This window comes from Streptomyces sp. NPDC030893 (assembly GCF_055571535.1).
The window spans coordinates 110,517-136,588 of sequence record NZ_JBVIFC010000007.1; the positions used below are offsets into that span (position 1 = coordinate 110,517).

Annotated in this window: 28 protein-coding genes, 1 pseudogene and 1 riboswitch; of the genes and pseudogenes, 4 read left to right on the forward strand and 25 right to left on the reverse strand. The window is 71.7% G+C overall.

Annotation, left to right across the window (positions count from 1 at the left end; genetic code table 11):
- The first annotated feature begins 88 nt into the window (after nucleotides 1-88).
- From ACZ434_RS16055 to ACZ434_RS16065, 3 genes are all read left to right on the forward strand, one after another.
- Nucleotides 89-496 carry a VOC family protein gene (locus ACZ434_RS16055; protein ID WP_468456079.1) on the forward strand — a complete coding sequence of 136 codons (408 nt, stop codon included), beginning with the start codon at nucleotides 89-91 and terminating at the stop codon, nucleotides 494-496.
- A gap of 25 nt (nucleotides 497-521) precedes the next feature.
- Nucleotides 522-1,643, forward strand: coding sequence for an LOG family protein (locus ACZ434_RS16060; RefSeq protein WP_468456081.1), 1,122 nt, complete (start codon nucleotides 522-524; stop codon nucleotides 1,641-1,643).
- 179 nt (nucleotides 1,644-1,822) lie between these two features.
- On the forward strand, nucleotides 1,823-2,491 hold the full coding sequence (locus ACZ434_RS16065; RefSeq protein WP_468456083.1) for an LAETG motif-containing sortase-dependent surface protein: 669 nt from the start codon (nucleotides 1,823-1,825) through the stop codon (nucleotides 2,489-2,491).
- A 66-nt stretch (nucleotides 2,492-2,557) separates the two neighbouring features.
- On the opposite strand, the gene ACZ434_RS16070 is transcribed toward ACZ434_RS16065, so the two are convergent.
- The 10 genes from ACZ434_RS16070 to rpsB all read right to left on the reverse strand — a co-directional run bounded on the left by ACZ434_RS16070 (nucleotide 2,558) and on the right by rpsB (nucleotide 13,384).
- The gene (locus ACZ434_RS16070) at nucleotides 2,558-3,343 is read right to left on the reverse strand and encodes a maleylpyruvate isomerase family mycothiol-dependent enzyme (protein WP_468456085.1); all 786 of its coding nucleotides are present in this window, start codon (nucleotides 3,341-3,343) and stop codon (nucleotides 2,558-2,560) included.
- Nucleotides 3,344-3,367: 24 nt separating this feature from the next.
- Nucleotides 3,368-4,390 (reverse strand): ABC transporter ATP-binding protein, encoded by a 1,023-nt coding sequence (locus ACZ434_RS16075; RefSeq protein WP_468456087.1) that lies wholly within the window; start codon nucleotides 4,388-4,390, stop codon nucleotides 3,368-3,370.
- The gene (locus ACZ434_RS16080; protein WP_468456391.1) at nucleotides 4,391-5,992 is read right to left on the reverse strand and encodes an ABC transporter permease; all 1,602 of its coding nucleotides are present in this window, start codon (nucleotides 5,990-5,992) and stop codon (nucleotides 4,391-4,393) included. It abuts the gene before it with no gap.
- 47 nt (nucleotides 5,993-6,039) lie between these two features.
- Complete coding sequence (locus ACZ434_RS16085; RefSeq protein WP_468456089.1) at nucleotides 6,040-7,131, reverse strand: thiamine ABC transporter substrate-binding protein; 1,092 nt, start codon at nucleotides 7,129-7,131, stop codon at nucleotides 6,040-6,042.
- Nucleotides 7,132-7,211: 80 nt separating this feature from the next.
- A riboswitch (TPP riboswitch) is annotated at nucleotides 7,212-7,317 on the reverse strand.
- Between the two features lie 35 nt (nucleotides 7,318-7,352).
- Entirely contained in the window at nucleotides 7,353-8,459 is a 1,107-nt protein-coding gene (gene rlmN / locus ACZ434_RS16090) for a dual-specificity RNA methyltransferase RlmN (RefSeq protein WP_468456091.1), read from the reverse strand.
- Nucleotides 8,460-8,761: 302 nt separating this feature from the next.
- Entirely contained in the window at nucleotides 8,762-9,886 is a 1,125-nt protein-coding gene (locus tag ACZ434_RS16095) for a phosphatidate cytidylyltransferase (RefSeq protein ID WP_468456093.1), read from the reverse strand.
- Nucleotides 9,886-10,443, reverse strand: a complete 558-nt coding sequence (frr, locus tag ACZ434_RS16100) for a ribosome recycling factor (RefSeq protein WP_004982880.1) — start codon at nucleotides 10,441-10,443, stop codon at nucleotides 9,886-9,888. Before frr ends, ACZ434_RS16095 begins: the two co-directional genes overlap by 1 nt.
- Nucleotides 10,444-10,564: 121 nt before the next feature.
- The gene (pyrH, locus tag ACZ434_RS16105; RefSeq protein ID WP_468456096.1) at nucleotides 10,565-11,323 is read right to left on the reverse strand and encodes a UMP kinase; all 759 of its coding nucleotides are present in this window, start codon (nucleotides 11,321-11,323) and stop codon (nucleotides 10,565-10,567) included.
- A gap of 193 nt (nucleotides 11,324-11,516) precedes the next feature.
- Nucleotides 11,517-12,353 carry a translation elongation factor Ts gene (tsf, locus tag ACZ434_RS16110; protein WP_468456098.1) on the reverse strand — a complete coding sequence of 279 codons (837 nt, stop codon included), beginning with the start codon at nucleotides 12,351-12,353 and terminating at the stop codon, nucleotides 11,517-11,519.
- Between the two features lie 158 nt (nucleotides 12,354-12,511).
- Nucleotides 12,512-13,384 carry a 30S ribosomal protein S2 gene (rpsB, locus tag ACZ434_RS16115; protein ID WP_468456100.1) on the reverse strand — a complete coding sequence of 291 codons (873 nt, stop codon included), beginning with the start codon at nucleotides 13,382-13,384 and terminating at the stop codon, nucleotides 12,512-12,514.
- A 281-nt stretch (nucleotides 13,385-13,665) separates the two neighbouring features.
- Between rpsB and ACZ434_RS16120 the strand changes: the two genes are divergently transcribed.
- Nucleotides 13,666-14,277, forward strand: coding sequence for a peptidoglycan DD-metalloendopeptidase family protein (locus ACZ434_RS16120; RefSeq protein ID WP_468456102.1), 612 nt, complete (start codon nucleotides 13,666-13,668; stop codon nucleotides 14,275-14,277).
- A 164-nt stretch (nucleotides 14,278-14,441) separates the two neighbouring features.
- Here ACZ434_RS16120 and ACZ434_RS16125 read toward each other — a convergent pair whose 3' ends face one another.
- The 15 genes and pseudogenes from ACZ434_RS16125 to ACZ434_RS16195 form a co-directional block, all read right to left on the reverse strand.
- Nucleotides 14,442-14,999 (reverse strand): TetR/AcrR family transcriptional regulator, encoded by a 558-nt coding sequence (locus ACZ434_RS16125; RefSeq protein ID WP_468456392.1) that lies wholly within the window; start codon nucleotides 14,997-14,999, stop codon nucleotides 14,442-14,444.
- Between the two features lie 91 nt (nucleotides 15,000-15,090).
- Nucleotides 15,091-15,933, reverse strand: a complete 843-nt coding sequence (gene whiG / locus ACZ434_RS16130; RefSeq protein WP_468456104.1) for an RNA polymerase sigma factor WhiG — start codon at nucleotides 15,931-15,933, stop codon at nucleotides 15,091-15,093.
- A gap of 272 nt (nucleotides 15,934-16,205) precedes the next feature.
- The gene (gene dprA, locus ACZ434_RS16135) at nucleotides 16,206-17,360 is read right to left on the reverse strand and encodes a DNA-processing protein DprA (protein WP_468456106.1); all 1,155 of its coding nucleotides are present in this window, start codon (nucleotides 17,358-17,360) and stop codon (nucleotides 16,206-16,208) included.
- Nucleotides 17,357-18,982 carry a YifB family Mg chelatase-like AAA ATPase gene (locus tag ACZ434_RS16140; RefSeq protein ID WP_468456108.1) on the reverse strand — a complete coding sequence of 542 codons (1,626 nt, stop codon included), beginning with the start codon at nucleotides 18,980-18,982 and terminating at the stop codon, nucleotides 17,357-17,359. The genes dprA and ACZ434_RS16140 overlap by 4 nt, the downstream gene beginning before the upstream one ends.
- 1 nt (nucleotide 18,983) lies before the next feature.
- Nucleotides 18,984-19,385, reverse strand: coding sequence for a YraN family protein (locus ACZ434_RS16145; RefSeq protein WP_468456110.1), 402 nt, complete (start codon nucleotides 19,383-19,385; stop codon nucleotides 18,984-18,986).
- A 59-nt stretch (nucleotides 19,386-19,444) separates the two neighbouring features.
- Complete coding sequence (locus ACZ434_RS16150; RefSeq protein WP_003993268.1) at nucleotides 19,445-19,753, reverse strand: DUF2469 domain-containing protein; 309 nt, start codon at nucleotides 19,751-19,753, stop codon at nucleotides 19,445-19,447.
- A gap of 53 nt (nucleotides 19,754-19,806) precedes the next feature.
- On the reverse strand, nucleotides 19,807-20,334 hold the full coding sequence (locus tag ACZ434_RS16155; RefSeq protein WP_468456112.1) for an NUDIX hydrolase: 528 nt from the start codon (nucleotides 20,332-20,334) through the stop codon (nucleotides 19,807-19,809).
- Nucleotides 20,324-21,100 carry a signal peptidase I gene (lepB, locus tag ACZ434_RS16160; protein ID WP_468456114.1) on the reverse strand — a complete coding sequence of 259 codons (777 nt, stop codon included), beginning with the start codon at nucleotides 21,098-21,100 and terminating at the stop codon, nucleotides 20,324-20,326. Before lepB (ACZ434_RS16160) ends, ACZ434_RS16155 begins: the two co-directional genes overlap by 11 nt.
- 33 nt (nucleotides 21,101-21,133) lie before the next feature.
- Nucleotides 21,134-22,123: a signal peptidase I gene (gene lepB, locus ACZ434_RS16165; RefSeq protein WP_468456116.1), complete on the reverse strand. Its 990-nt coding sequence runs from the start codon at nucleotides 22,121-22,123 to the stop codon at nucleotides 21,134-21,136.
- A pseudogene (gene lepB, locus ACZ434_RS16170) lies at nucleotides 22,014-23,105 on the reverse strand (signal peptidase I); the annotation flags it as partial. The gene lepB (ACZ434_RS16165) and the pseudogene lepB (ACZ434_RS16170), both read right to left, overlap by 110 nt.
- Entirely contained in the window at nucleotides 23,098-23,838 is a 741-nt protein-coding gene (gene lepB / locus ACZ434_RS16175; protein WP_468456118.1) for a signal peptidase I, read from the reverse strand. The gene lepB (ACZ434_RS16175) and the pseudogene lepB (ACZ434_RS16170), both read right to left, overlap by 8 nt.
- Nucleotides 23,839-23,883: 45 nt before the next feature.
- A complete protein-coding gene (rplS, locus tag ACZ434_RS16180; protein WP_282793392.1) occupies nucleotides 23,884-24,234 on the reverse strand; it encodes a 50S ribosomal protein L19 in 351 nt (116 codons plus the stop codon).
- A 131-nt stretch (nucleotides 24,235-24,365) separates the two neighbouring features.
- Nucleotides 24,366-25,199 (reverse strand): tRNA (guanosine(37)-N1)-methyltransferase TrmD, encoded by an 834-nt coding sequence (trmD, locus tag ACZ434_RS16185; protein ID WP_468456393.1) that lies wholly within the window; start codon nucleotides 25,197-25,199, stop codon nucleotides 24,366-24,368.
- The gene (gene rimM / locus ACZ434_RS16190) at nucleotides 25,199-25,750 is read right to left on the reverse strand and encodes a ribosome maturation factor RimM (RefSeq protein WP_468456121.1); all 552 of its coding nucleotides are present in this window, start codon (nucleotides 25,748-25,750) and stop codon (nucleotides 25,199-25,201) included. Before rimM ends, trmD begins: the two co-directional genes overlap by 1 nt.
- 82 nt (nucleotides 25,751-25,832) lie before the next feature.
- The gene (locus tag ACZ434_RS16195) at nucleotides 25,833-26,072 is read right to left on the reverse strand and encodes an RNA-binding protein (protein ID WP_003973401.1); all 240 of its coding nucleotides are present in this window, start codon (nucleotides 26,070-26,072) and stop codon (nucleotides 25,833-25,835) included.

Consider the following 26,072-nt stretch of genomic DNA (forward strand, 5'->3'; position numbering starts at 1 on the left):
AAAAAATTCTCCGCGAGCCGATGAGTTTCGCGCGGGCCGCCTGTCTACCCTCACGAACGCTACGGAACCGAACGGGAGAGGCCCAGCCATGTACCAGCAGATGATCTTCGTGAACCTGGCCGTCGACGACCTCGACGCCTCGAAGAAGTTCTTCACGGAGCTCGGCTACGTCATCAACCCGCAGTTCAGCGACGAGACCGCCGCATCGGTCGTGATCAGCGACACGATCATCGCGATGCTGCTGACCAAGCAGAAGTACGCGGAGTTCACGAAGAAGGAGATCGCGGACGCCACGAAGAGCAGCGAGGTGCTGATCGCGCTGAGCGCCGAGAGCCGCGAGAAGGTCGACGAGCTGGTGGAGAAGGCCCTGGCGGCGGGCGGGTCGACGGCCGGCGAGACCCAGGACCACGGCTTCATGTACGGCCGCTCCTTCGACGACCTCGACGGCCACACCTGGGAGGTCGTGTGGATGGACCCGGCGGCCGTCGAGGGCTGAGGAACAACGGACTTAGCATGGGCGAGTGCAGACCAGTCCCGCCCATGCCGTCCATCACGGGGACCGTGAGATCGAGACGCTCGAGGAGTTCGACGCGGTCGTCTCGTCGCGCGGCACGCTCTCCGGGTTCCGCGTCCAGGCCGTCGATCTGACCGACCGGACCCGGGAGTTGCTCACCACGGACACCGCCGAGGCGGTCTTCCTCGGCTGCCGGATGCGCCCGGACGCGGCCGAGAAGCTCCGCACCGACGGCGCACTGGTGCTGCCGCCCCTCCCGGGCCTGCCCTTCGATCCGTACCGGGGGCATCTCTACACGCCCGGCGAGCTGTTCGCCTCGCTCGACAAGGGCTACGAGGCGACTCCGGACGCGCTGGCCTACGCCTGGTTCCAGCGGACCAAGGCCGACGGCGACATCTTCGCCTCCATGCTGCGCGCGGTGCACGACGACTCCATGTCCGACGCCCTCGACGAACTCCTGCGCGGTGCACGGGTGGTGGGCGTCATGGGCGGTCACGCGATGACCCGCGGAAGCGAGGAGTTCCTGGGAGCCGCACGGCTCGGACGGGCGCTGACCCACGCCGGGTTCACCGTGGCGACGGGCGGCGGCCCGGGCGCGATGGAGGCGGCGAACCTCGGCGCCTACGCGGCTCCCTACGACGCGGCGGTGCTGGCCGAGGCCTGCGAACTCCTCGCGTCCGCACCGTCGTTCATACCCTCGGTCACCGACTGGGCGCGCGCCGCCTTCGAGGTGCGCACCCGCTGGCCGCAGGGCAACCACTCGATCGGCATCCCGACGTGGTTCTACGGCCACGAGCCGCCGAACGCCTTCGCCTCCCACATCGCCAAGTACTTCGCCAACGCCACGCGCGAGGACGGCCTGCTGGCCCGCTGCAACGCGGGCGTGGTGTTCCTGCCCGGCGCGGCCGGCACCGTACAGGAGATCTTCGACAACGCGACGCCGAACTACTACGAGTCGCGCGGTGAACCGACGCCCATGGTGCTGGTGAACCGGGCGCACTGGACGGAGAGGCTGCCGGCCTGGCCGCTGCTGCGGTCGCTCGCCCGGGAGCGCTCGATGGACGCGCGGATCGCCCTGGTGGACCGGATCGAGGAGGCCCCGGAGGCGTTGAAACGTCTGGGCGGTTAATAAAAGGGCAAAGCCCGGGCCTGCGATCGGCATATGCGTTGACACTACTTATGCGCCGCTTATAGACCTGGGGGCCTCATGGGAGTGCTGATGCCCCGTCACCACTCCCTCAACCCCCAGCATTTGCGCATCCCCCGTAAAGGACAAACGTGGCTGTTCTGTCCGTATCCCGCCGCACCGTGACGCGCTCCGTCCGCGCCCTCGGTGTCGTCTCCGCGTCCGCCGCGCTCACGCTCGGTATCGCAGGCAGCGCGGCGGCCTGCGACATCAACGAGTTCTCGGCCGAGGCCAAGTGCGTCGGTGACAACGGTGTCATCACCGTCACCGACGTCGACCCCACCGGCGTCCCCGCCACCGTCTCCGTGTTCCTGCAGAACAACGGCGCCGACCTGCAGAAGGTCGGCGAGCAGGTGGTCAGGGGCTCCAGCGAGGGCACCACCATCACCTTCGAGGAGGACTGGAAGCCCAACGCCGAGTACCGCATCCACGTCAAGGCGACGCCGTACGTGGACGAGGACATCGAGCCGAACCTGACCACTCCGGCGACGCCCTGCAGGAAGACGGAGGAGGAGCCTCCGGCTCCTTCGCCCTCCACCCCCGCGCAGGACCCGTCGACCTCGGCCGAGGAGCCGGGCTCTCCGGCCCCGTCCGCGTCGGAGAGCGAGAGCACCCCTCCGGCGGACACCTCGAGCAACGCGCCGTCCCCGGCCGGTGATTCCAACCTCGCCGAGACCGGTGCCGACTCCAACACCGGCCTGATCGCCGGTATCGCGGCCGCGTTCGTCGCCGTCGGCGGTGGCGCGATCTTCTTCGGCATGCGCCGCCGCGGGACGAAGAGCGAGCGCTGACGCCTCCGGCACACCAGGACGGCCCGTCCCCTGCCGGGGGCGGGCCGTTCGCGTCGCCGGAACCGCTCAGCCGAACGTCGCCCGGTCCAGCCAGAACTCCAGCAGCCTCCGGTCCCCGAGGACCTCGAGTCCGGGGGCGTCCAGCGGCAGCCGGCGGTAGAAGGCCAGCAGCACCGGCGTGAGCGGTCCGCGCAGGGCCACCGTGGCCTTCTCATGGTCACGGCGCCAGGAGACGCCCTCCTCGGTGAGTTCGATCAGCCACTCCGCCTCGGTGTCCGTGGCGTGCAGATGGATGGTGCGCCGGGGCCCGCGCAGTTCGTGCACCTCGTCGTCCGGCAGCGTCCGCTGCGCCCACTCCACGATCTCCAGCCACTCGTCGACGGCGTCGGCGGCGACATCGGGCGCGACCTCGAAGGGCAGCCCGGCGGCGAGGGCCGCGTCCGCGCGGTGGACGATCAGCTCGTGCGTCATACGGCGGGCCCAGAACCCGGCGTCGCAGACGCCCGCCCAGCTCCACACCTCCGCCTCCGGACCGGCCCTGCGCAGGTCGCCGACGATCAGCTCGCCGGACTCCGCCAGCCACGCGTCCAGCGCACCGCGATCGCCCCACTCCCCCGGTCCCTCGAATCCCGGCACCCGCTCCTCGGGGATCTCGTCGTCGGCCCCGGTGCGCACCATCAGCGCCGCCCAGCGCAGGGCGCCGCCGACATGCCGTACGAGCTGTTCCAGGGACCAGTCGGGGGTGGTCGGCACCGTGCCGGACAGGTCGGCGGCCGACGTCACGACGGTCCGCAACAGCGCCACCTGCCCGGCGATCTCCTGGCAGTAGCGGTCGTGCGCGAGTCGATTCATACCGCACACCCTAAGGAGCCGCGCTCACCCCAGCACAGCGATTTCCGCCTCGTCGAACTCCACTCCGACCACGTCCCCGACCTCCGGCGCCGACCTGAGCGGGCAGGCCGCCTCCAGGCGGGGCGCGTCGTCCCCGGGCCGGAGGCGGACGGCGACATGGGTGCCGCGGAAGGTGCGCGCGGCCACCGTGCAGCGCAGGCCCTCGCCGGCCGGGACCAGCCGGACACCGGCCGGCCGGACGAGCAGGGTCCGCGTGCCCTGCGGGGTGCCCTCCGGCACCGGGACCTTGCCCCACGGTGTCACGGCGGCCCCGCCCGCCACCGACGCCTCGACGACGTTCTCGAAGCCGAGGAAGCGCGCCACGAAGGCGTCGGCCGGCCGCTGCCACACCTGAAGCGGTGTACCGGACTGGGCGATCCGCCCGTCCCGCATCACCACCACCCGGTCCGCCAGCGCGAACGCCTCCCCCTGGTCGTGCGTGACCGCGAGCACGGTGGTGCCCAACCGGCCGAACAGCTCCCGCAGTTCGACGACGAGGCGTTCCCTGAGCGACCGGTCGAGCTGTCCGAGCGGCTCGTCCAGCATCAGCAGCCGGGGGCTCGGGGCGAGGGCACGGGCCAGCGCGACGCGCTGCTGCTCACCCCCGGACAGTGCGGCCACCGCCCGCCCGGCCGCCCCCGGCAGCCCTACGAGGTCGAGCAACTCCCGTACGCGTTCCCTCTGTTCGCCCCGGCCGGCGCCGTGCATCCGCAGTCCGAAGGCGACGTTGCCGGCCACGTCCCGCTGCGGGAAGAGCTGGTGGTCCTGGAACATCAGCCCGACCCCGCGCCTGTGCGCGGGCACGCCCGCCTGGTCGCGCCCGTCGAGCAGGATCCGCCCCGCGTCGAGGGGCTGCAGCCCGGCCACCGCCCGCAGCAGGGTCGACTTCCCGCTGCCGCTGGGCCCGAGCACACAGACGATCTCGTGCTCGGCGACCCCCAGGTCGACGGCGTCCAGCACCGCCCGCCCGCCGAAGCGGACGGTCGCGGCCTGAAGGCTCAGCAGCATCTAGAACTCCCCGGTCCGGTCGGTGCGCAGGCGCTCCAGCACCAGCAGCGCCACCGCGCACACGATCATCAGAATCGTCGACAGGGCCATCGCCTGGCCGTAGTTGAGGTCCCCGGGACGCCCGAGCAGCCGCGCCACGGCCACCGGCAGGGTCGGGTTCTCCGGCCGGGCGATGAACACCGTGGCCCCGAACTCGCCCAGCGACACCGCGAAGGCGAACCCGGCCGCGATCAGCAGCGCCCGCCGCACCATCGGCAGGTCCACCTCGCGCCAGGCCCGCCACGGCGACGCCCCGAGCACCGCCGCCGCCTCCCGCAGCCGTACGTCCACGGCCCGCAGCACCGGCAGCATGGTCCGTACGACGAAGGGGACGCCGACCAGCGCCTGGGCGAGCGGGACCAGGATCCAGGAGGCGCGCAGGTCCAGCGGCGGCTCGTCGAGGGCGATCAGGAAACCGAAGCCGACGGTCACCGCGGACACCCCGAGCGGCAGCATCAGCAGCGCGTCGAACCCGCGCACCAGCCGGCCCGCGTCCCGCCGGGTCAGCACGACGGCCGCGAGACCGCCGATCACCACGGCGATGGCGGTGGCGGCGACGGCGTACTGCAGCGAGTTGCCGACCGCCTCGATGGGCGGGACCAGGAACACTCCCCCGTCGTCCGCCGTCAGCGCCCGGTAGTAGCCGAGACCGGCGTCGCCGAAGGACCGCTCCACCAGCACGGCGAGGGGCAGCAGGATCAGGACGGCGACGGTGGCGACGACCGCGCCGAGCAGCGCCCGCTGTCCGGCGCCGCGCGGCCGGCTCGCGGTGACCGAGGCGTCCACCAGCCGCAGCGCGGTCTCCCGGCGGCGCACGGTCCAGGCGTGCAGGGCGAGGATCGATCCCACGGCGGCGAACTGGATCATCGTCAGGACGGCGGCCGTGGACAGGTCGAAGATCTCGGAGGTCTGCCGGTAGATCTCCACTTCGAGGGTGGAGAAGGCGGGCCCGCCCAGGATCTGCACCACACCGAAGGAGGTGAAGGTGAACAGGAAGACCATCAGCGCGGCGGCGGCCACGGCCGGCGCGAGCGCGGGCAGGGTGACGCGCCGCCAGGCCGCGAACCGCGAGGCGCCGAGCATCCGCGCGGCCTCCTCCTGCCGCGGGTCCAGCTGCGACCACAGCCCGCCCACGGTGCGTACGACGACGGCGTAGTTGAAGAAGACGTGCGCGAGCAGGATCGCCCACACGGTGGTGTCCAGCCGCACCCCCCGCAGGTCGTCGAGGAGTCCGCCGCGTCCGACCAGCGCCATGAAGGCCGTGCCGACGACGACCGTCGGCAGCACGAACGGCACGGTGACCACGGCCCGCAGCACCTGCTTGCCGGGGAAGTCGAACCGGGCGAAGACATAGGCGGCGGGCAGGGCGATCAGCAGCGTGAGCGCGGTCGAGGCGAGCGCCTGCCAGGTGGTGAACCACAGCACCTGACGGATGTCCGGCTGCGCCAGTACGTCCGCGATCCGGCCGAACTGCCAGCTCCCGTCGGTCTTCAGCCCGCGCGCGACGATCGCGGCGACGGGATAGGCGAAGAAGACGGCGAAGAACGCGACGGGCACGGCCATCAGGCCGAGCCGCGCCGCGCCCGCGCGCCGCTTCGCCGCGGCCCGCGTCACTTCAGTACGAGCGAGGTCCACGACTTGACCCACTGGTCACGGTTCTCGGCGATCCTCGCCGGGTCCATGGTCCGCGGGTCCTTCGCCTGCGGCCCGAACTTCACGAACTCCTCGGGCACCTCGGCGCCCTCCAGCACCGGGTACACGAACATGTTGAGCGGCATGTCCTCCTGGAACCTCTTGCCGATCAGGAAGTCCAGCAGCGCCTTGCCGCCCTCGGGGTTCTCCGCGTTGTCCAGCAGCCCCGCGTACTCGACCTGGCGGAAGCAGGTGTCCTCGGCGACCCCGGTGGGGGCGGTGTCCGGCCTGGGGTCGGCGTAGACGACCTCGGCGGGCGGCGAGGAGGCGTAGGACACCACCAGCGGCCGGTCGGCGCCGGCCTTCCGGCCGCCGGCCGAGCCGGAGAACTCCTCGTTGTAGGCCTGCTCCCAGCCGCCGGCCACCTTCACGCCGTTGGCCTTGAGCTTCTTCCAGTAGTCCGGCCAGCCCTCGTCGCCGTACTCGGCCGCGGTGCCGAGCAGGAAGCCGAGGCCGGGCGAGGAGGTGGAGGCGTTCTCGACGACCAGGAGGTCCTTGTACTCGGGCTTGATCAGGTCGTCGAAGGTCTTCGGCGGGGTCAGGTCGTGCTCCCGGAACCACGCCTTGTCGTAGTTGACGCACACGTCACCGGTGTCGACGGGCGTGACCCGGTTCTTGTCCCCGTCGACCCGGTACCCGGGCAGGATCCGGTCGGACCCCTTCGCCTCGTACGGCTGGAACAGCCCGTTGTCGAGGGCGCGGGAGAGCAGGGTGTTGTCGACGCCGAAGAGGACGTCGCCCTGGGGGTTGTCCTTGGTCAGGATGGCCTTGTTGACGGCCTGCCCGGCGTCGCCGTCCTCGAGGACCTTGAGCTCGTACCCGGACTGCTTCTCGAAGGCGGCGACGACGTCCTCCGACACCGCCCACGAGTTGTGACTGACGAGGGTCACGGTCCGGGACCCGCCGCCGCTGCCGTCGCCCGTGCCGCCGTCGCCGGACGACCCGCACGCGGACAGCGTGACCAGTCCCAGCCCGGCGGCCAGGACCGTGACCTTCTTGGTGATGCCCACTTGATTCCTCCTGGAGTGACCAGGAAGAGACGCGGCCCCGCCCGGGACCCCTGGGCGGAGTCCCGGGCAGGGCGCAACAGCTCGAGTGATGACCGATCTCCCTACCCAGAATGACCTGGGCCAGGTTCGGAGGGTCTGCGGCCGGTGCCGCACTCTCAGCGCTGTGGCGCTCCCCTGTCGGAATATGAAGATGTACTCAACCGTGCCTTACTCGGGTCACCCTACCGCTCGCTCGCGGCGAGCTGACCGCACGCCCCGTCGATCTCCTGGCCACGGGTGTCCCGGATCGTCACCGGCACACCGTGCGCCGCGATCGCCTCCACGAACGCCTTCTCGTCCTCGGGGCGGGAGGCGGTCCACTTGGAACCGGGCGTGGGGTTGAGCGGGATGAGGTTGACGTGCACGGGCCGGCCCTTGAGCAGCCGCCCGAGACGGTCACCGCGCCAGGCCTGGTCGTTGATGTCCCGGATGAGCGCGTACTCGATGGACAGCCGCCGCCCGGACCTGGCCGCGTACTCGAACCCGGCGTCCAGCACCTCGCGCACCTTCCACCGCGTGTTCACGGGGACGAGGGTGTCGCGCAGCTCGTCGTCGGGGGCGTGCAGCGAGATCGCGAGCCGGCACTTGAAGCCCTCGTCGGAGAACCGGTGGATGGCCGGGACGAGGCCGACGGTGGACACGGTGATCCCCCGCTGCGACAGCCCGAGCCCGTCCGGCTCGGGGTCGGTGAGCCGGCGGATGGCCCCGACGACCCGCTTGTAGTTGGCGAGCGGCTCACCCATGCCCATGAACACGATGTTGCTCAGCCGCGCCGGGCCGCCGGGCACCTCGCCGTCCCGGAGCGCGCGCATCCCGTCCACGATCTGGTGCACGATCTCGGCGGTCGACAGGTTCCGGTCGAGACCGGCCTGTCCGGTCGCGCAGAACGGGCAGTTCATACCGCAGCCGGCCTGCGAGCTGATGCACATGGTCACCCGGTCCGGGTAGCGCATCAGCACCGACTCGACGAGCGTCCCGTCGAACAGCTTCCACAGCGTCTTGCGGGTCGTCCCCTCGTCGGTCGACAGGTGCCGCACGACCGTCATCAGCTCCGGAAGCAGCGCCTCCTGGAGCTTGCCGCGCGCACCGGCGGGGATGTCGGTCCACTGCTCCGGCTCGTGCGCGTACCGCGCGAAGTAGTGCTGCGAGAGCTGCTTGGCACGGAACGGCTTCTCACCGGCCTCGACGACCGCGTCCTTCCGCTCGGCGGGCGTGAGATCGGCGAGGTGCCGCGGCGGCTTCTTGGCTCCGCGGGGGGCGACGAAAGTAAGTTCTCCGGGCTTAGGCATGGCTGTACCAGTGTCGCAGATCGACACGGGTGGCCCTGCCGGGTTCAGAACAGGCCGGTGATCAGAACGACGGAGTTACTGACGTAGGCCTTCGTGCGGTGCCAGGGGCCGCAGTAGCGGCGCGGCCTGCGGCGGCCCTTCTGGTCGAGGAGCGCCTCGCACCACCGGCAGGGCAGGTCGCCGTGGTACCTGCCGTCGTCCCCGCCTCGCCTGCGCCATACAGAGACCGTAGCGTCCCCGAACAGCGGTCGGGCCCCCGCCCGGAGAAGGACGGGGGCCCGATCCGGCCGCGTGGGTGCGGGTCACCCGGAGCCGACGAACAGGACCAGCAACAGCCACACCACCGGCGCCGTCGGCAGCAACGAGTCGAGGCGGTCCATGATTCCTCCATGCCCCGGCAGGAGTGTGCCCATGTCCTTGATGCCCAGGTCGCGCTTGATCATGGACTCGCCGAGGTCGCCCAGGGTGGCGCTGGCCGCGACCGCGAGGCCGAGGAGCAGGCCCTGCCACCACGTGCCGTCGTCGATCAGGAACTGCATGCACAGCGCGCCCGCGGCCATCGCGAAACCGATCGCGCCCAGCAGGCCCTCGCGGGTCTTGCCGGGGCTGATCCGCGGGGCCAGCTTGTGGCTGCCGAAGCGCCAGCCGACGGCGTAGGCGCCCGTGTCGCTGACCACCGTCAGCAGCAGGAAGGTGAGGACGCGCCAGGCGCCGTCGTCGGCGGTGAGCATCATCGCCACGAACGTCGCCAGGAACGGGACGTAGAACGCCGCGAAGACACCCGCCGTGACGTCCTTGAGGTACCCCTCGGGGGGCGCCGTCATCCGCCAGACGAGTACCGCCAGCGTGGTGAGCGCCATGGTGACCCACGCGCCCTCGGCCCCCCGCGCGTACCCGGCGACGACCATGGCGGCGCCGCCGATCGCGAGCGGCACGAGGGGCGCCTTGATGCCCTTGCGCTCCTCCAGCCGCTTGGTCAGCTCCCACAGGCCCACCACGACGGCGACGGCGACCACGCCGACGAAGACCGCCTTGACGACGAACAGCGACGCGACGATCACCACGCCGAGTCCGACGCCGACGCCTATCGCGGCACCGAGGTCGCGACCCGCGCTCTTCTTCTGCGGGACGGGCGCCGGCTGCGGGGCGTCGGGCATGGGCTCCGGATTCTGCGGCACCTCCCCGGGGTGGGGCCGTGCCTGCGGCATCTCGTCTCGGAACAGGGGACCGCTCAGCCGAGCGGCCCCCCGGTCCACATCCTGGTCGCCGCCGTGGTCGGGTACGTCGGGCACGACGGGCATGGGGCGAGTCTGCTGCGCGTATTGCGCATCGTACGCGGGACCCGCCGGGGCAGCCCCCTGGGCGGGCCCGTGGTCGGACGGTCCCCAGTACCCGGTCTGCGGCGTCCCCCAGGAAGAGTCGTTCATCAGACTTCGAGCAGTTCCGCTTCCTTGTGCTTCAGGAGCTCGTCCACCTGGGCGACGTACTTCGCGGTGGTGTCGTCGAGCTCCTTCTCCGCACGGCGGCCCTCGTCCTCGCCGACCTCGCCGTCCTTGATCAGCTTGTCGATGGCGTCCTTGGCCTTGCGGCGCACGGCGCGGATGGACACCTTGGCGTCCTCGCCCTTGGCCTTGGCGACCTTGATGAACTCGCGACGGCGCTCCTCGGTCAGCTCGGGGAACACCACCCGGATGATGTTGCCGTCGTTGCTCGGGTTGACGCCCAGGTCGGAGTCCCGGATCGCCTGCTCGATGTTGCGCAGCGCGCTCTTGTCGAACGGCGTCACCACGGCCATGCGCGGCTCGGGCACGGAGAACGAGGCCAGCTGGTTGATCGGCGTCAGCGCGCCGTAGTAGTCGGCCACGATCTTGTTGAACATCGCCGGGTGCGCACGGCCGGTGCGGATCGCGGCGAAGTCCTCCTTGGCGACCACGACGGCCTTCTCCATCTTCTCCTCGGCCTCGAGGAGGGTCTCTTCGATCACCACTTGCTCCTGCGTGTCTTGAAGTAGGCCCGGCTGCGGTTCCCTGTCGGGGCGGCGGCCGGCTGCGTCGCGTCTTCTTCCTGCACGGTTCCCGACCGGCAGGACATTGTCCATCCCCCGGTCAGTTGCGCCCGGCCTGGTCACCCACAAGCGTGCCGATCTTCTCACCCTTGACGGCGCGGGCGATATTGCCCTCCTTCAGGAGCTCGAAGACGACGATCGGGAGGCTGTTGTCACGGCAGAGCGTGACGGCCGTCGCGTCCGCGACCTTCAGGTCCCGGGTGATGACCTCGCCGTAGCCGAGCGCGTCGAACTTCACGGCGTCGGGGTTGGCCTTGGGGTCGGAGTCGTAGACCCCGTCCACGCCGTTCTTGCCCATGAGCAGCGCCTCGGCGTCGATCTCCAGGGCGCGCTGGGCGGCGGTGGTGTCGGTGGAGAAGTACGGCATGCCCATACCGGCACCGAAGATGACCACGCGGCCCTTCTCCAGGTGGCGCACGGCGCGCAGCGGGATGTAGGGCTCGGCGACCTGCCCCATGGTGATGGCGGTCTGCACGCGGCAGTCGACGCCCTCCTTCTCCAGGAAGTCCTGGAGGGCGAGGCAGTTCATCACGGTGCCGAGCATGCCCATGTAGTCGGAGCGGGCACGGTCCATGCCGCGCACCTGGAGTTCGGCGCCGCGGAAGAAGTTGCCGCCGCCGATGACGATCGCGATCTGCGCGCCGTCCCGGACGACGGCGGCGATCTCACGCGCGATGGCGTGCACCACGTCGGGGTCGACGCCGAGGCCCCCGCCACCGGAGAAGGCCTCTCCGGACAGCTTCAGCAGAAACCGGCCGCGTACTTTGCCGTCGTCGCTCTTCTCAGCCTTGGTGGTCATCGGGGATCCCGCCTCTTTCGCGTATTGCACATACGAAGAAGGCCATTGCCGGTGGGGCGTGGTTCGCATCCCATGCGGCAATGGCCTCCTCGTCAGATCTGCTGTCGTCCGGCGGCGCGCGCGTGTGCGTGGACGCGTGTCCGAACGACTGCTGCCGACCCTATCGGGGTCGCGCGCCCGTCGCGGTACGGACTCAGATGCCGACCTTGATGCGCGTGAAGCGCTTCAGGGTGACACCGGCCTCGTCCAGGACCTTCTGGACGGACTTCTTGTTGTCCAGGGCGTAGGGCTGGCCGAGCAGGGTGGCCTCCTTGAAGAAGCCGTTCAGGCGACCCTCGACGATCTTGGCGATCGCGGCCTCGGGCTTGCCCTCGGCGCGGGTGGTCTCCTCGGCGATGCGGCGCTCCGACTCGACGACGTCGGCCGGCACGTCCTCCTTGGAGAGGTACTTCGGCGCGAACGCGGCGATGTGCTGGGCGACGCCCCTGGCGACCTCGGCGTTGGGCTTGTCGAGCTCGACGAGCACACCGATCTGCGGGGGCAGGTCGGGCATCGTGCGGTGCATGTACGCCGTCACGTAGCCGTCGGCGAACTGCGCGAAGCGGTCCAGGACGATCTTCTCGCCCAGGTTGGCGTTGGCCTCGTCCACGAACGCCTGGACGGTCTTGCCGGCCTCGATCTCGGAGGCGAGCAGGGCCTCGAGGTCGGCCGGGGACGACTTGGCGACGTGCTCGGCGATGGCGGTGGCCACGGCCTGGAACTTCTCGCCCTTGGCGACGAAGTCCGTCTCGCACTTCAGCTCGACGAGGACACCGGAGGAGTTGTCGTCGGCGATGATCGAGACCACGGCGCCGTTCTCGGCGGAGCGGCCCTCGCGCTTGGCGACGCCCTTCTGGCCCTTGATGCGGAGCGCCTCGACGGCCTTGTCGACGTTGCCGTCGGCCTCGTCCAGCGCCTTCTTGCAGTCCATCATGCCGGCGCCGGTGAGCTCCCGGAGCTTCTTGACGTCGGCGGCGGTGTAGTTCGCCATGAGTCTGTGAGTCTTTCTCGAAGTCTGGAGGGTCGGAGGTCTGCGGGGTCGGGCACCTGCGCCAGGGGCGGGTGCCCGACGCGCCGCCGGCCTACGGGTGAACGGCGGGAGCGGATGAGGTGTCACCGCTCCCGCCGTCAACGGCTCTGACGGAGCGGTCAGGCCTGCTCGGCCTCGGCGGCCGGGGCGGCCTCGGCAGCGGGGGCCTCAGCCGGCTTCTCGGCCTCGGCGGCGGCCGGAGCGGGCTCCTCGGCCTTCTTCTCGCCCTCGAGCAGGTCGCGCTCCCACTCGGCCAGCGGCTCACCGGCGGCCTTCTCGCCCTTGCCGGCCTCGGCGACACCGGAGCGGGACATCAGGCCCTCGGCGACGGCGTCGGCGATCACGCGGGTGAGCAGGGTGACGGAGCGGATCGCGTCGTCGTTGCCCGGGATCTTGTAGTCGACCTCGTCGGGGTCGCAGTTGGTGTCGAGGATGGCGACGACCGGGATGTTGAGCTTCCGGGCCTCGCCGACCGCGATGTGCTCCTTCTTGGTGTCCACGATCCAGACGGCGCTGGGCACCTTCTGCATCTCGCGGATACCGCCGAGGGTCTTCTCCAGCTTGGCCTTCTCGCGGGAGAGGACCAGCAGCTCCTTCTTGGTGAGGCCGGAGGCGGCCACGTCCTCGAAGTCGATCTGCTCGAGCTCCTTGAGGCGCTGCAGACGCTTGTAGACGGTCGAGAAGTTGGTGAGCATGCCGCCCAGCCAGCGCTGGTTGACGTAGGGCATGCCGACGCGGGTGGCCTGCTCGGCGATGGCCTCCTGCGCCTGCTTCTTCGTGCCGACGAACATGACCGTGCCGCCGTGGGCGACGGTCTCCTTGACGAACTCGTAGGCGCGGTCGATGTACGACAGCGACTGGAGCAGGTCGATGATGTAGATGCCGTTGCGCTCCGTGAAGATGAAGCGCTTCATCTTCGGGTTCCAACGACGGGTCTGGTGACCGAAGTGGACGCCGCTCTCCAGCAGCTCCCGCATCGTGACGACGGCCATGGCCGTATCTCCTTGAATTTCTCGGTTGTGCCGCGGATGCCGGACGGCTCCCGCGCCTGACGCCCGCGACGCGCCGTTGCCACGAAGGACCGAGGGGCGCTGACACCGGGGTACCGGCCGTGACCGGCCTCGATGTCGGGGCGTGCGAAGTCGACCCGGTGGCCCGGGTCGCCACCAGAAGTGTACGGGACCCGCGGGGTGCCGGGTGACGCCGTTGTCCACAACCGGCCGGTGGTCCACAGCTCCCGGCGGCGATCGGGTGGCTCCGGAACGCTTCCGGCATGGACACGAGCCGATGGACGAGGGCGGTCGCGCGACTGACCCTGACGGTGATCCTGACCCTGACGGCGCTGACCGCCCCGCCGCCTCCCGCCTGGCCGCGGACGGCGGCGGCGCCGGCCCGGGCGGCACCGGCGGCCGGGGACGGCGCGACGCCGCGCGTGGCACGGGTGTGGCCGGTGGGGGCGCGCCCGCGGGTGCTGCGCGGCTGGGAACCGCCGGCGACGGCGTACGGACCCGGCCACCGGGGCGTGGACCTGGCGGCGGACGCGGGAACGCCGGTACGGGCGGTGGCGGCGGGCCGGGTCTCGTTCGCCGGCCGGGTGGCCGGAAGGGGCGTCGTCTCGGTCGAGCTGACGGGTACGGGTGATCCCCCGCTGCGCACGACCTACGAACCGGTCCGCGCCTCGGTGCCCGAGGGCACCGGGGTGTCGGCGGGCGAGGTGATCGGCACGGTGGAACCCACGGGCTCCCACTGCCCCGCCCCTTGCGTGCACTGGGGTCTCCTGCGGGCCGACACCTATCTCGACCCGCTGACCCTGCTGCCCCCGTGGCTCCTGCACCGGGGCCCGTCGAGACTACTGCCGGTACTGGGGGTCCCGGTGCCCGGATGATCACCCGCGCCCGCGCCCCCGCGCGCCCTCGCCGCAGGCCACCGGCCCAGCGCGGCCGGCGTGGATCCGGCCGGCCTGCCGAGCCGGCCCCGTCTGCCGCGCCCGTTCGTACACCTCGGCGCGGCGGGGGGCCGACAGGGGAGCGGGCAGCGCGGGGGCGGACGTCAGCCGCGTACGCCCCCGAGGATCATCGAGACCGCCGCCTCCGTGATCGTGTCGGGGTGTTCCGCCGCGCCCAGTTCGATGCGGCGTACGGCGGCGTCGACCACGCCCTGGAGCAGCATGGCGGCGAGGCGGGGCTCGGTGTGGCCCAGGCCGGCGAGGGCTTCGACGATCATCGCGACGAGGCCGCCGTGTGCGGCGCGGATCTTCTCCCGGGCACCCGCGTCGAGCTCGCTCGCGGAGATGGCGACGACGGCGCGGTGCCGTCGGTCCCCGACCAGCTCCAGCTGCTTGCGGACGTACGCCTCGATCTTGGCCTCGGCCCCGCCGGCGTCCGCCATCGCCGCCTCGACCTCGGCGGCCCAGACGGGGAAGTCGACCTCGCACAGCTCCTCGACGACGGCGGCCCGCGAGCGGAAGTACTCGTAGACGGACGATCGCGCGAGGCCGGTGCGCTCGGCGAGCGCCGGGAAGGTCAGCGCGTCCGTCCCGCCCTCGGACAGCAGGGAGCGTGCCGCGTCCAGCAGGGCGGCTCGCTGCATCGACCGGTGCTCGGCCACGGAGGCCGCTCGAATCCTTGGCACGTCAACCACTGTACGGACGCCCCGCCCCCGGCGGCCAGGGGATCGGCCGGCCGGCCGCCCGAAGGGCTCAGCGGCCGAAGCCCGCCAGCTTCGCGCGCAGCTGGAGTACGGACTTGGTGTGGATCTGGCTGACCCGGCTCTCGGTCACGCCCAGCACATTGCCGATCTCGGCGAGGGTGAGGCCTTCGTAGTAGTACAGCGTGACCACGGTCTTCTCCCGTTCCGGGAGCGTGTTGATGGCCCGCGCGAGGAATCTGCGCAGCTCCCGGTCCTCGGCCACCTCCACCGGATTGTCGGCGGCGGTGTCCTCCAGGGTGTCCATGAAGCTCAGCTGATCGCCGCCGTCGCCCCCGGCGTGCAGCAGTTCCTCCAGGGCGACAACGTTCGCCAGCGACAACTGGCTGAAAACCGCGTGCAGCTCGGCCACCGTGACGCCCATCTCACCGGCGACCTCGCTCTCCGACGGCGTGCGGCGCAGCCGGGCCTCCAGCGTGGCGTAGGCGCGCTCCACGTTGCGCGCCTTCTGCCGTACCGAGCGGGGGATCCAGTCCAGTGCCCGGAGTTCGTCGATCATCGCGCCCCGGATACGGGTGATCGCGTAGGTCTCGAACTTGATCTCCCGCTCGACGTCGAACTTCTCGATGGCGTCGATCAGCCCGAAGACCCCGGAGGAGACGAAGTCCGCCTGCTCGACATTGGACGGCAGCCCGACACTCACCCGGCCGGCGACATATTTCACCAGCGGCGAGTAGTGCAGGATCAGCTGTTCCCGCAGTCGTCCGTCCCCCGTCGCCTTGTACGACCGCCACAGCTCGTCGAGTGTCGAGGGAGCGGGCGGCCGCACGCTGCCACCGTCGCGGGCGGCTGGGGGGATCGCCGCCCGGTCGGACCCGGAGGTGTGCTGGGGCATTCGTCGCCTAGTGCCGTTCTGCCGTGGGCTGGTGCTGGCTGGATTCGTTGTCTGTCCGATGTCGAGTTGCCTGTCCGTGTCGGGATCCTCGTGAGCGTAGCGTGACTACGGCGTCGCGGTGTGCGAAGAGGCGAGGCAGGACCGTGCGCAGATTCGTTCCGGGTGCCGTCCCACCGGGGCACGCCGGTCGCTCTGCGTGATCACCCGGGTGCACCGACTGGCGTGTCCGCCTTGGGGTGTCGCGGTTCCCCCGGACGGCCGAACACGCTCCGTCAGCGGCTGCCGGGGCGGTCACGGACCGGCATCATTGCCTGGCGCGTCAACTTCCAGCCGTCGCCGTGTCGTTCGACGTAACCAAGTGCTCGGAGTTCGTACAGTCTCGCGATCGCGTCGTCCGGGGTGGTCTGCGCGGCGAGCGCGATCTCCTCGGGTCGGGCCGCGAGGCGCGCCGGCAGCGCGGCGAGGACCTGCCGGGCGGCCGGGTCGAGCAGGTCCCGGGGCAGCACAGGGCCCCGCCGCTCCGGCGCCAGTTCGCCCATGTCGCCGACCAGTTCGACGACCTCGGCGGCGTCGGTGACCAGGACGGCGTCCTCGCGCAGCAGTTCGTGCACCCCGGCGGAGAGTCCGCTGGTGGCCGGCCCCGGGACGCCCATGATGTGGCGTCCCAGGCGCCGGGCCGCTCGGGCCGTCACCAGCGAGCCGCTGCGGTGGGCGGCCTCGACGACGACCGTGCCCCTGGTGAGTGCGGCGATCACCCTGTTGCGGAGGATGAATCTGCTCGGTGTCGGGTGGTCGCCGGGCGGCAACTCGCCGACGACCAGTCCCTGTTCGGCGATCCTGCCGATGAGCCCGGCGTGTCCGCGCGGATAGGGCCGGTCGACTCCGCAGGCGAGCACCGCGACGGTGGCGCCGCCCGCGGCCAGCGCCCCGCGGTGGGCGGCGCCGTCCACCCCGTAGGCGCCGCCGGAGACCACGATCCAGCCTCGTTCGGCCAGGCCCGCGGCGAGCGTGGCGGCCATGTGGGCGCCGTACTCGGTGCAGGCGCGGGCGCCGACGACGGCGACCGAGCGCAGCGCCCACATCCGCAGGTCCGCGCCGCCGCGCACCCACAGTCCGAGGGGCCTCGCGTCCCCCAGGTCGTCGAGTTGCCCGGGCCATTCGGCGGCGCCGGGACGGACGAACCGCACCCCGGCGTCCCGCGCGAGCGCGAGGTCCCGGCGTGGCTCGGCCCGCCCGGCCCGGGCCAGCAGACCGGCCCACCGCTTCCCGCTGACCCCGGGCAGCGGATCGCCCCGTTCCCGCAGCCGCCGTACCACCGCGTCCACGCCGAGCTCCCGCACCCAGCGTCCGCCGGTCTCGTCGCCGGGCTCGACGACCCGGGTGAGGAAGACGCGCCCGAGCAGGTCGCCCTCGGAGCCGGTGCTCATACCGCCGCCCCGATGGCCATGGGCACCCCGCGGGGGACGCCGGTGCGCAGTTGCAGGGCGAGCGCGACGTCCCCGGCGTCGGGCCGGTCGTGCCCGGCGAGGTCGGCGACGGTCCAGGCGACCCGCAGGACCCGGTCCAGCCCCCGGGCGCTGAGCGCGCCCCGTTCCAGGCTGCGCTCGGCGTCGTCCATGGCTCCGGGGGCGGCCTGCCAGCGGCTGCGCAGCTCCCGCCCCGGGATTTCGCTGTTGGTGCGCCAGGGGGTGCCGGCGAGTCGCGCCGCCGCGCGTTCCCTGGCCGTGCGGACCCGGTCGGCGACCGTGACGGTGGCCTCGCCCCGGGCCGCGTCCGCCGTCAGCGCGGAGCGGGTGACGCGGTCGACCTCGACCCGCAGGTCCACCCGGTCGAGCAGGGGCCCGGACAGCCGGGCCTGGTAGCGGCGGACCGCGGCGGGCGGGCAGTCGCAGTGGTCGTGCGTCAGCGAGAACCGCCCGCAGGGGCACGGGTTGGCGGCGAGCACCATCAGGAACCGCGCCGGGAAGCGCACGACCCCGGCGCTGCGGGCGATGATCACGTGCCCGGCCTCCAGCGGCTGGCGCAGGGCGTCCAGGGCCTTGCTGCTGAATTCCGGGGTTTCGTCGAGGAAGAGAACACCCCGGTGCGAGAGGGAGACCGCTCCCGGCCGGGCCGTGCCGGGCCCTCCGCCGACGAGGGCCTGCATGGTGGCCGAGTGGTGCGGGGCGCAGTAGGGAGCCGTGTCGATCAGGGGCTTGCCCGGTGGGAGCAGGCCCGCCACCGAGTGCACGGCGGTCACCTCGAGGGACGCCTGCCGGTCCAGCGGCGGCAGGATCGACGGCAGCCGCTCGGCGAGCATGGTCTTGCCGGCGCCGGGCGGGCCCTCCAGGAAGAGGTGGTGCCCGCCGGCCGCGGCCACCTCCACCGCCGTCCGCGCCGAGTGCTGGCCCACCACGTCGGCGAGGTCGTGGCCCTGGTCGTGCGGTGCCGCGCCGATGCCGTGCATACCGGTGGCCGCTCCGGTGCCGGGGACGCGCAGGCCCGCCAGCAGCGGGTCGGGCCGCTCCTGGTCGTCGGGCTCCTCCTCGGGCACCGGCTCGTCGGTGAGCACCGCGATCAGCTGCCGCAGGCTGCGGATGCCCAGGACGGACACGCCCGGCACCAGCGAGGCCTCGGCGGCGGCGCACTCGGGCACCACCACCTGCTCGTAGCCCGCGTCGGCCGCGGCCAGCACGGCGGGCAGGATGCCGCGCACCGGCCGCACCCGGCCGTCCAGCCCCAGTTCGCCGATCATCACGATGTCGGCGAGCACCCGCGGATCGATCCGCTCCGCGGCGCCGAGCACCGCGCAGGCCACGGCGAGGTCGAAGCCACTGCCGGCCTTCGGCACCGAGGCGGGGCTGAGTCCCACGGTGAGCTTCTTCTGCGGCCACTCGCCGCCGGAATTGACCACGGCGGCCCTGACCCGGTCGCGGCTCTCGGTCAGGCTCTTGTCCGGCAGCCCCACCAGGGTGAACGCCGCGACTCCCGGTTCCAGGTCGGCCTGGACCTCCACGACGACGCCCTCGACGCCCACCAGCGCCACCGAGCATGTACGGGCGAACCCCATGTCAGGCCACCCCCCGGACATGCTCGACGACGGGGGCGCCGCGGGCGGGCAGCAGCACGCCGACCAGGTCGATGCGGACGCCTCCGGGGGGTGCTCCCCCGTGTTCCTGGAGCCAGCGTTCGGCGAGACTCCGCAGCCGGCCCGCCTTGGCCGGGGTGACCGCCTCCATGGGGTGCTGGAAGGGCCCTGCCCTGCGGGTCTTCACCTCGCAGACGACCAGGGCGTCGCCGTCCCTGGCCACGATGTCGATCTCGCCGGTCCTGCCGCAGCGCCAGTTGCGCTCCAGGACCGTCATCCCCGCCTGTGTCAGCCGCCGTGCGGCCAGTGTCTCGCCGTACCTGCCGAGCGCGCTGCGTGCCCGTTGTGCGTTCATGTCGGCACCACCTCCGGCGCCCAACATCACGCATTCCGCCGGAGCGAAGTGGATCTCTGTGCACTACCCGGCGGTTGTGGACAACTCCGTCACCCGCTCGGGAGCTCCAGGTCGCTCTTGTTGAGCTCCTCGATGTTCACGTCCTTGAACGTGAGGACCCGCACCTGCTTCACGAACCGGGCCGGCCGGTACATGTCCCACACCCAGGCGTCCGCCATGGAGACCTCGAAGAACACCTCGCCCTGGACGGAGTGCACCTGCATCTCGTAGTCGTTGGTGAGATAGAAGCGCCGCTCGGTCTCGATCACGTATTTGAACAGACCGACGACGTCTCGGTACTCCCGGTAGAGCTTCAGCTCCATCTCGGTCTCGTACTTCTCGAGGTCCTCGGCGCTCATGGCATGTTCCCCTTCAGCCGTGCGATCCCCCCATTGTGCGCCAGTCCCGGGAGTCACCGGACGATTTCGGTGTCCAGGGTCACGGGGCGGGCGGGGGGACCCTCGTCGAGCAGTGTCCGCAGCAGCCCGGCGAGTCTGGTCGGATACACCGTCTCATGTGCCCCGGCCAGTTCCGGGCACGTCCACCAGCGCGCTCCGACGACACTGCGCCGCTCCAGCTCGGTCAGCGCGGTGGGCGCGGTCGCGGTCCGGGTGGTGCGGGCGAGGTAGTACCACTCGTCCTGGTCCCAGCGGCGCCCGGCGAACGGGAAGGAGCACCGGCGCCGCCACAGCACCGGCCCCAGCTCGACGTCCGTGATGCCGGTCTCCTCGGCGAGTTCGCGCAGCGCGGCCTGCTCACGGGTCTCCTCCCCCTCGACGCCGCCGCCGGGTGTGAACCACCAGTCGTCGGCGGGGTCGTCCGGCTCGTGGCCGTGCAGCAGGAGGATGCGGTCACGCGGATCGAGCAGCACCACCCGGGCGACTCTGCGCGGCCCGCCCTCCGGGGTGTCCCCGACCGCCGGGACGGGCTCAGCGGACACCGGCGCTCCCCCCGCCTGCGCGGGCCCGGGACGCCCCCGCCCGCTTGGCGAAGGGACCGTACGCGGCCCCGCCGAGCACGAGCACGGCACCGGCGATCACCAGCGCGCACACGGCCCTGAGCGGGCCGGGCGAGGAGAGCGCACCGAGCTGCTCGAAGCCGGCGGGCGCCTTCAGCATGCCGTCCATCGGCCAGACCACGGCGTCGACCCGGGCCTGCACGGCACCGCGGGAGACCGTTCCGCTCGCGGCGTCGGTCAGATGGGCCGTGGAGTCCACCGACCCGGAACGTTCGTCACCCAGCAGGAACAGCCGCCCCTCCGGGACGGTCACCTCGGGGAAGGCGGCGAATCCGGTCACCGTGTCCCGGGAGAGGTACGGTTCGTCGATCTCCTCGCCGTTGACCTTCAGCTTGCCGCCCTCGCAGCAGGAGACCTTGTCACCGCCGACGGCGACCACCCGCTTCACCATGGGCGCGTTGGACCAGGTGGCGTCCGTGAAGACGACGACGTCACCGCGGCGGACCTCCCCGCCGTCGACGCGCTGGGCCAGCACCCGGTCGCCGGCGTCGATCGTCGGCGCCATCGAGGTGGTCGGCACGGTGTACGGCCGGTACACCACCGCTCCCCAGACGAATCCGCCGAGGAACATCACCAGGCCGAGGGCCACCGCCAGGTTGGACAGGAGCCGACCGGTGCGGCCGCCCGCCCGGGCGCTGCCCGGGCCGCCTGTGCCGGGGACCGTACGCGTCGTGCTCTGACCACTCATGGCCCGCACCCTACCCGGCGGTACCGGACGCGGTCAGCCCTCTTCCCGGCCCTCCCCGTGGCCGTACCGACGGCGCCGCAGGAGCACCAGCGGCACCGCGCCCACGAGCGCGAGGGCCTGCGGCGCCGACTGCGGGACCGCGCCGGACGGCGACGCGGCGTTCAGCCCGGGCTGGTCGAAGGTGTCCGGGACGGGCAGGTTGGTCCAGCGGTCGATCGGCCAGGCGATGACGACGGCGCGGCCCACGACCTTGTCCACGGGGACGAAGCCCTCGTTCCTGTCGGCCTGGTTGTACCGCGAGTCCCGGGAGTTCTGGCGGTGGTCGCCCATCACCCAGATGTGGCCCTCGGGGACCTTCACCTTGAACTGGCCGCCCTGGTCGTCCTGGCTGCACGGGGTGTCGCCGGGGTACACGTACGACGTTTCGTCGAGCGCCTTGCCGTTGACCTTCAGCGGGCCGGTGCCCTTGCACTCGACCGTGTCGCCGCCGACGCCGATGACCCGCTTGATCAGGTCCTTCTCCTCGGCGGACGGCATCAGGCCGATCCAGCTGAGGACCTTCTGCAGCGGGTTGGGCTCGGGCGTCGGCTCGCCCGCCAGCCAGTTGTCGGGGTCGTGGAAGACGACGACCTCGCCGCGCTCGGGCTCGGAGCCGAACCAGGGGGTGAGCTTGTCGACCAGGACCCGGTCACCCTGCTGGAGGGTGTTCTGCATCGAGTCGGACGGGATCGAGAACGCCTGCACCAGGAACGTCTTGATCAGCAGCGCCAGCACCAGGGCGATACCGATCAGGATGGGCAGCTCCTTCCAGAAGGAACGGGGCTGTTTCGCCCGTGGCGAGCCGTGGCCCGAGCCTCCCTGCTCCGTCGGGGGCTGCCCGTCCCCGGGGCCTTCGCCGCCCGCGGAGGAGGGATTCTCCGAGGTCACGGAGTCGTCCGCCGCCGGAGGGGCCGCTTCCCCGGGGCGCCCGCGGTGCTCCTCGCCCTCGCGCCCGGACCGTGCGCCAACCGCCGCATCCCCCACGCCATCTCCTCACTCTCTGCCGCCGCCCGCGCCATGTCCGGCGCAGGCCCACCACTCCCATAACGAGCGGGAGTTCCGCAGGGCTCGGGAGCTGGACCATTCCGTCGGGATCGTCCGTGGCAACCCTATGCGACAGCGGCACGGCAGCGGCCGACCCCGGCGCGGAGTCCGACACGGAGGCGTAGGTCGTGGGCTCGTCCAGGGTGCTCCAGTGGCCGAGCGGCCAGGCGATGACCATGGCCCGGCCCACCACCTGGTCCTCGGAGACGGTGCCGCCGTAGTCGGTGTCCTGGTGGGAACGGGAGTCGGCGGAGTTCGACCGGTGGTCGCCCATCACCCACAGCCGGCCCTCGGGCACGGTGATGTCGAACGGGATCGTGGAGGGGGCGTTGCCGGGGTAGAGGTAGTCGTCCTCGGCCAGGGGTACGCCGTTGACGGTGACCCGGCCCTGCTGGTCGCAGCACCGGACCTGGTCGCCGCCGACGCCGACCACCCGTTTGATGAGGTCCTTGTCGTTCTCGGAGGGCAGCAGTCCGATGAAGGTGAGCCCTTCCTTGATCTGCTTGATCCCGACGGGGTCGTCCTTCTTCGGCGTGGGCTGCTCGGTCTGCAGCCAGCCCCCGGGGTCCTTGAAGACGACGACGTCGCCGCGCTGCGGCTTCGACCCGAACCACGGTGTGAGCTTGTCGACCAGCACCCGGTCGCCGATCCGGATGGTCTGCTCCATGGAGCCGGAGGGGATGACGAAGGCCTGGACGAGGAATGTCTTGAGCACGAGCGCGATCAGGACGGCCACACCGACGAGGAGGGGGATCTCCTTGACCGCGCTGCGCCGGCGGCGCCGCTTGACCTTGCGCTGGAGCTTGCGCCGCTCGGCGCGGGTGCGCCCGGAGCCCGGGGCGGCCGCGCGGCGGGAGCCGGTGGGCAGCAGGTTCTCCGCGGCGCTCTCCGGCACACCGCGCGGCTTGCCCCGGTTACCCATGGCCGCCCTCCGCCGGACGGGCCGCGCCGGCCTCCGGGCCGGGCACGCGCGCATAGGCGTCGGGCCGGTGCAGCCGGGTGGCCCGGTCGAGGGGCCATACGATCCCGTCGGCGCGGCCGGTCACCCGGTCCACGGGGATCATGCCCCCGCCGGGCGAGCCGAGGCGGTCCCGGGAGTCACTGGAGCCGCTGCGGTGGTCACCGAGGACGAACAGCCGCCCCTCGGGCACGACGACGTCGAACGGCACCGTGGAGGGGCTGTCGCCGGGGAACAGGAAGCCCGACTCGTCGACCGACCGGCCGTTCACCCGGATCCTCCCCTCCCCCTCACAGCAGACGACATGGTCGCCGCCCACCCCGACGACCCGTTTGATGTAGTCGGCCTCGCCGAAATACCCGGTGCCGTCGAACACAATCACGTCGCCGCGGTCCGGCCCGTCGCCGAAGCGGTACGCCAACTTGTTTACGAGAACGCGGTCCCCGGCCCTCAATCCGGGTTCCATCGATCCGCTGGGGATCTCGAACGGCCGCACCACGAACGTGTTGAGGGCCAGCAGGAACAGCAGACAGAGCAGCAGGGTCAGGCTGACGCGCCCGCCGGGGAGCCAGTGCGAGAGGCGCGGCACCAACGCGGAGCGCGACCGCTCCTCCGGCCCCGGCGTCCCCGAGCCGTTCTCGGGTCCTGCCGGGGGGAGGAAGCGGTCGCGCTCCGTCGGCTGTGCTTCGGTGTCCATCGGGGCCAGATGCTATCCGGCCGGGATGTGACGCCGGTAAAGCGCTCAGCTCTCGCGCTTCTCCTTGATCTTCGCCGCCTTGCCGCGCAGCTCGCGCAGGTAGTACAGCTTGGCGCGGCGGACGTCACCCTTGGTGACGAGCTCGATCTTCTCCACGATCGGGGTGTGCACCGGGAAGGTGCGCTCGACGCCGACGGAGAAGGAGACCTTGCGGACCGTGAAGGTCTCGCGGACGCCGGCGCCCTGGCGGCGGATCACCACGCCCTTGAACTGCTGCACACGGGAGCGGTTGCCCTCGATGACGCGCACGTGGACGTTGACGGTGTCGCCGGGGCGGAACGCCGGGATGTCGCTGCGCAGCGACGCGGAGTCGACGGAGTCGAGCAGGTGAGACATTTCGTCTGCTTTCTTCGCTGATGCCGCAGGTCATCAACGGCAACTGGGTTCGGGGATACGGAGGTGCGGCGGGGGCGGGCGTCGTGTCCCCCTGCGGCAGGGGCGCACGCCGGACGACGCACAACAGCGCCCTATTCTTCCACGCCGTCGGTCCTGCGCCAAAATCGGCCGTACGGCTCTCCCGCGGGGTCCGGCGCCCAGCCCAGGATGGACAGCATCTCGCGGTCCTTCTTGTCGAAGGCCCCGGGATCACAGCGCTCGATGAGGTCGGGCCGGTGGGCGGTGGTGCGGCGCAGCGCCTCGTCGCGCCGCCAGCGGGCGATCTTCCCGTGGTGGCCGCTGAGCAGCACGTCCGGGATGCCCCGGCCGCGCCACAGCGGCGGCTTGGTGTGGACGGGGCCCTCCAGCAGGCTCGCCATGGCGCCGGGCGCGAAGGAGTCGTCGCGGTGCGACTCGGCGTTGCCGAGCACACCGGGGAGCAGCCGGGCCACGGCCTCGGTGACGACCAGGACCGCCGCCTCGCCGCCGGCCAGGACGTAGTCGCCGATGGACACCTCGTACACGGGCATCCGGGACGCGTACTCGTCGACGACCCGCCGGTCGATGCCCTCGTAGCGGGCCGGGGTGAAGATCAGCCAGGGGCGCTCGGAGAGGTGGACCGCCAGTTCCTGGGTGAAGGGACGGCCGCTCGGGGTCGGGACGATCAGGGCGGGCTCGCGGGAGCCCGCCTCGTAGCCGTCCGCCAGGACCGAATCCAGCGCGTCCCCCCACGGCTCCGTCTTCATGACCATGCCGGGACCGCCGCCGTACGGGGTGTCGTCGACGGTGTGGTGCCGGTCGTAGGTCCAGGAACGCAGGTCGTGGACGTGCACGTCGAGCTGTCCGCGGGCGCGTGCCTTGCCCACGAGGGAGACGTTCAGCGGTTCCAGGTACTCCGGGAAGATCGTGACGACGTCGAGCCGCATCACGCCTCGTCTCCGGTGTCCTGGGAGGACGCGATCTCCGCGCGGTCGTCGATCAGGCCGGGCGGCGGATCGATGACCGCGCGCTGCTCCGCCAGGTCGATCCCGGTGACGATCTCCTCGACGAACGGCACGTACACCTCGCTGCCGTCGGGGCGCTCGACCACGAAGAGGTCCTGGCTGGGCAGGTGCGAGATCTCGGTGATCCGGCCGACCGCGGTGCCGTCCACGGTCACCACGTCGAGGTCGATCAGCTGATGGTCGTAGTACTCGTCCTCGTCCTCGGGGCGCTCGTCCGGATCCACCTCGGCGATCAGAAGGGTGTTGCGCAGCGCCTCGGCGCCGTTGCGGTCGCGCACGCCCTCGAAGCGCAGCAGGAGGCGGCCGCTGTGCACACGGCCGGTCTCGATGGTGAGCGGCCCCACGGAGGCGGGGTCGGTGGTCAGGACGGCGCCGGGCCCGAGCCTCAGCTCCGGTTCGTCGGTGCGGACCTCGACGGTGACCTCGCCCTTGATGCCGTGGGCGCGGCCGATGCGAGCGACTACCAGCTGCACTGTGCTTGATCTCCTGTCATACGACTGCGGGCCGGGGACGGCCCAGTGGCCCTCCCCGGCCCGAGCCGGTGCTGCTTTGGCGTCAGCGGACGTGGTCCACGTCGACGAGGTCGACACGGACACCGCGGCCGCCGATGGCGCCCACGACGGTACGCAGAGCGCGTGCGGTGCGGCCGTTGCGGCCGATCACCTTGCCGAGGTCGTCCGGGTGGACCCGGACCTCGAGCACCCGCCCGCGGCGCAGATTGCGCGAGGCGACCTGCACATCGTCAGGGTTGTCGACGATGCCCTTCACGAGGTGCTCGAGAGCCTCCTCGAGCAT

Coding starts and splice junctions, on each gene's coding strand:
- ACZ434_RS16055 (WP_468456079.1), top strand. CDS start 89: ATGTACCAGCAGATGATCTTCGTGAACCTGGCCGTCGACGACCTCGAC.
- ACZ434_RS16070 (WP_468456085.1), bottom strand. CDS start 3,343: ATGAATCGACTCGCGCACGACCGCTACTGCCAGGAGATCGCCGGGCAG.
- ACZ434_RS16075 (WP_468456087.1), bottom strand. CDS start 4,390: ATGCTGCTGAGCCTTCAGGCCGCGACCGTCCGCTTCGGCGGGCGGGCG.
- ACZ434_RS16080 (WP_468456391.1), bottom strand. CDS start 5,992: ATGGCCGTGCCCGTCGCGTTCTTCGCCGTCTTCTTCGCCTATCCCGTC.
- rlmN (WP_468456091.1), bottom strand. CDS start 8,459: ATGCCTAAGCCCGGAGAACTTACTTTCGTCGCCCCCCGCGGAGCCAAG.
- ACZ434_RS16095 (WP_468456093.1), bottom strand. CDS start 9,886: ATGAACGACTCTTCCTGGGGGACGCCGCAGACCGGGTACTGGGGACCG.
- pyrH (WP_468456096.1), bottom strand. CDS start 11,323: ATGACCACCAAGGCTGAGAAGAGCGACGACGGCAAAGTACGCGGCCGG.
- tsf (WP_468456098.1), bottom strand. CDS start 12,353: ATGGCGAACTACACCGCCGCCGACGTCAAGAAGCTCCGGGAGCTCACC.
- rpsB (WP_468456100.1), bottom strand. CDS start 13,384: ATGGCCGTCGTCACGATGCGGGAGCTGCTGGAGAGCGGCGTCCACTTC.
- ACZ434_RS16120 (WP_468456102.1), top strand. CDS start 13,666: ATGGACACGAGCCGATGGACGAGGGCGGTCGCGCGACTGACCCTGACG.
- whiG (WP_468456104.1), bottom strand. CDS start 15,933: ATGCCCCAGCACACCTCCGGGTCCGACCGGGCGGCGATCCCCCCAGCC.
- dprA (WP_468456106.1), bottom strand. CDS start 17,360: ATGAGCACCGGCTCCGAGGGCGACCTGCTCGGGCGCGTCTTCCTCACC.
- ACZ434_RS16140 (WP_468456108.1), bottom strand. CDS start 18,982: ATGGGGTTCGCCCGTACATGCTCGGTGGCGCTGGTGGGCGTCGAGGGC.
- ACZ434_RS16150 (WP_003993268.1), bottom strand. CDS start 19,753: ATGAGCGCCGAGGACCTCGAGAAGTACGAGACCGAGATGGAGCTGAAG.
- lepB (WP_468456114.1), bottom strand. CDS start 21,100: ATGAGTGGTCAGAGCACGACGCGTACGGTCCCCGGCACAGGCGGCCCG.
- lepB (WP_468456118.1), bottom strand. CDS start 23,838: ATGGACACCGAAGCACAGCCGACGGAGCGCGACCGCTTCCTCCCCCCG.
- rplS (WP_282793392.1), bottom strand. CDS start 24,234: ATGTCTCACCTGCTCGACTCCGTCGACTCCGCGTCGCTGCGCAGCGAC.
- trmD (WP_468456393.1), bottom strand. CDS start 25,199: ATGCGGCTCGACGTCGTCACGATCTTCCCGGAGTACCTGGAACCGCTG.
- ACZ434_RS16195 (WP_003973401.1), bottom strand. CDS start 26,072: ATGCTCGAGGAGGCTCTCGAGCACCTCGTGAAGGGCATCGTCGACAAC.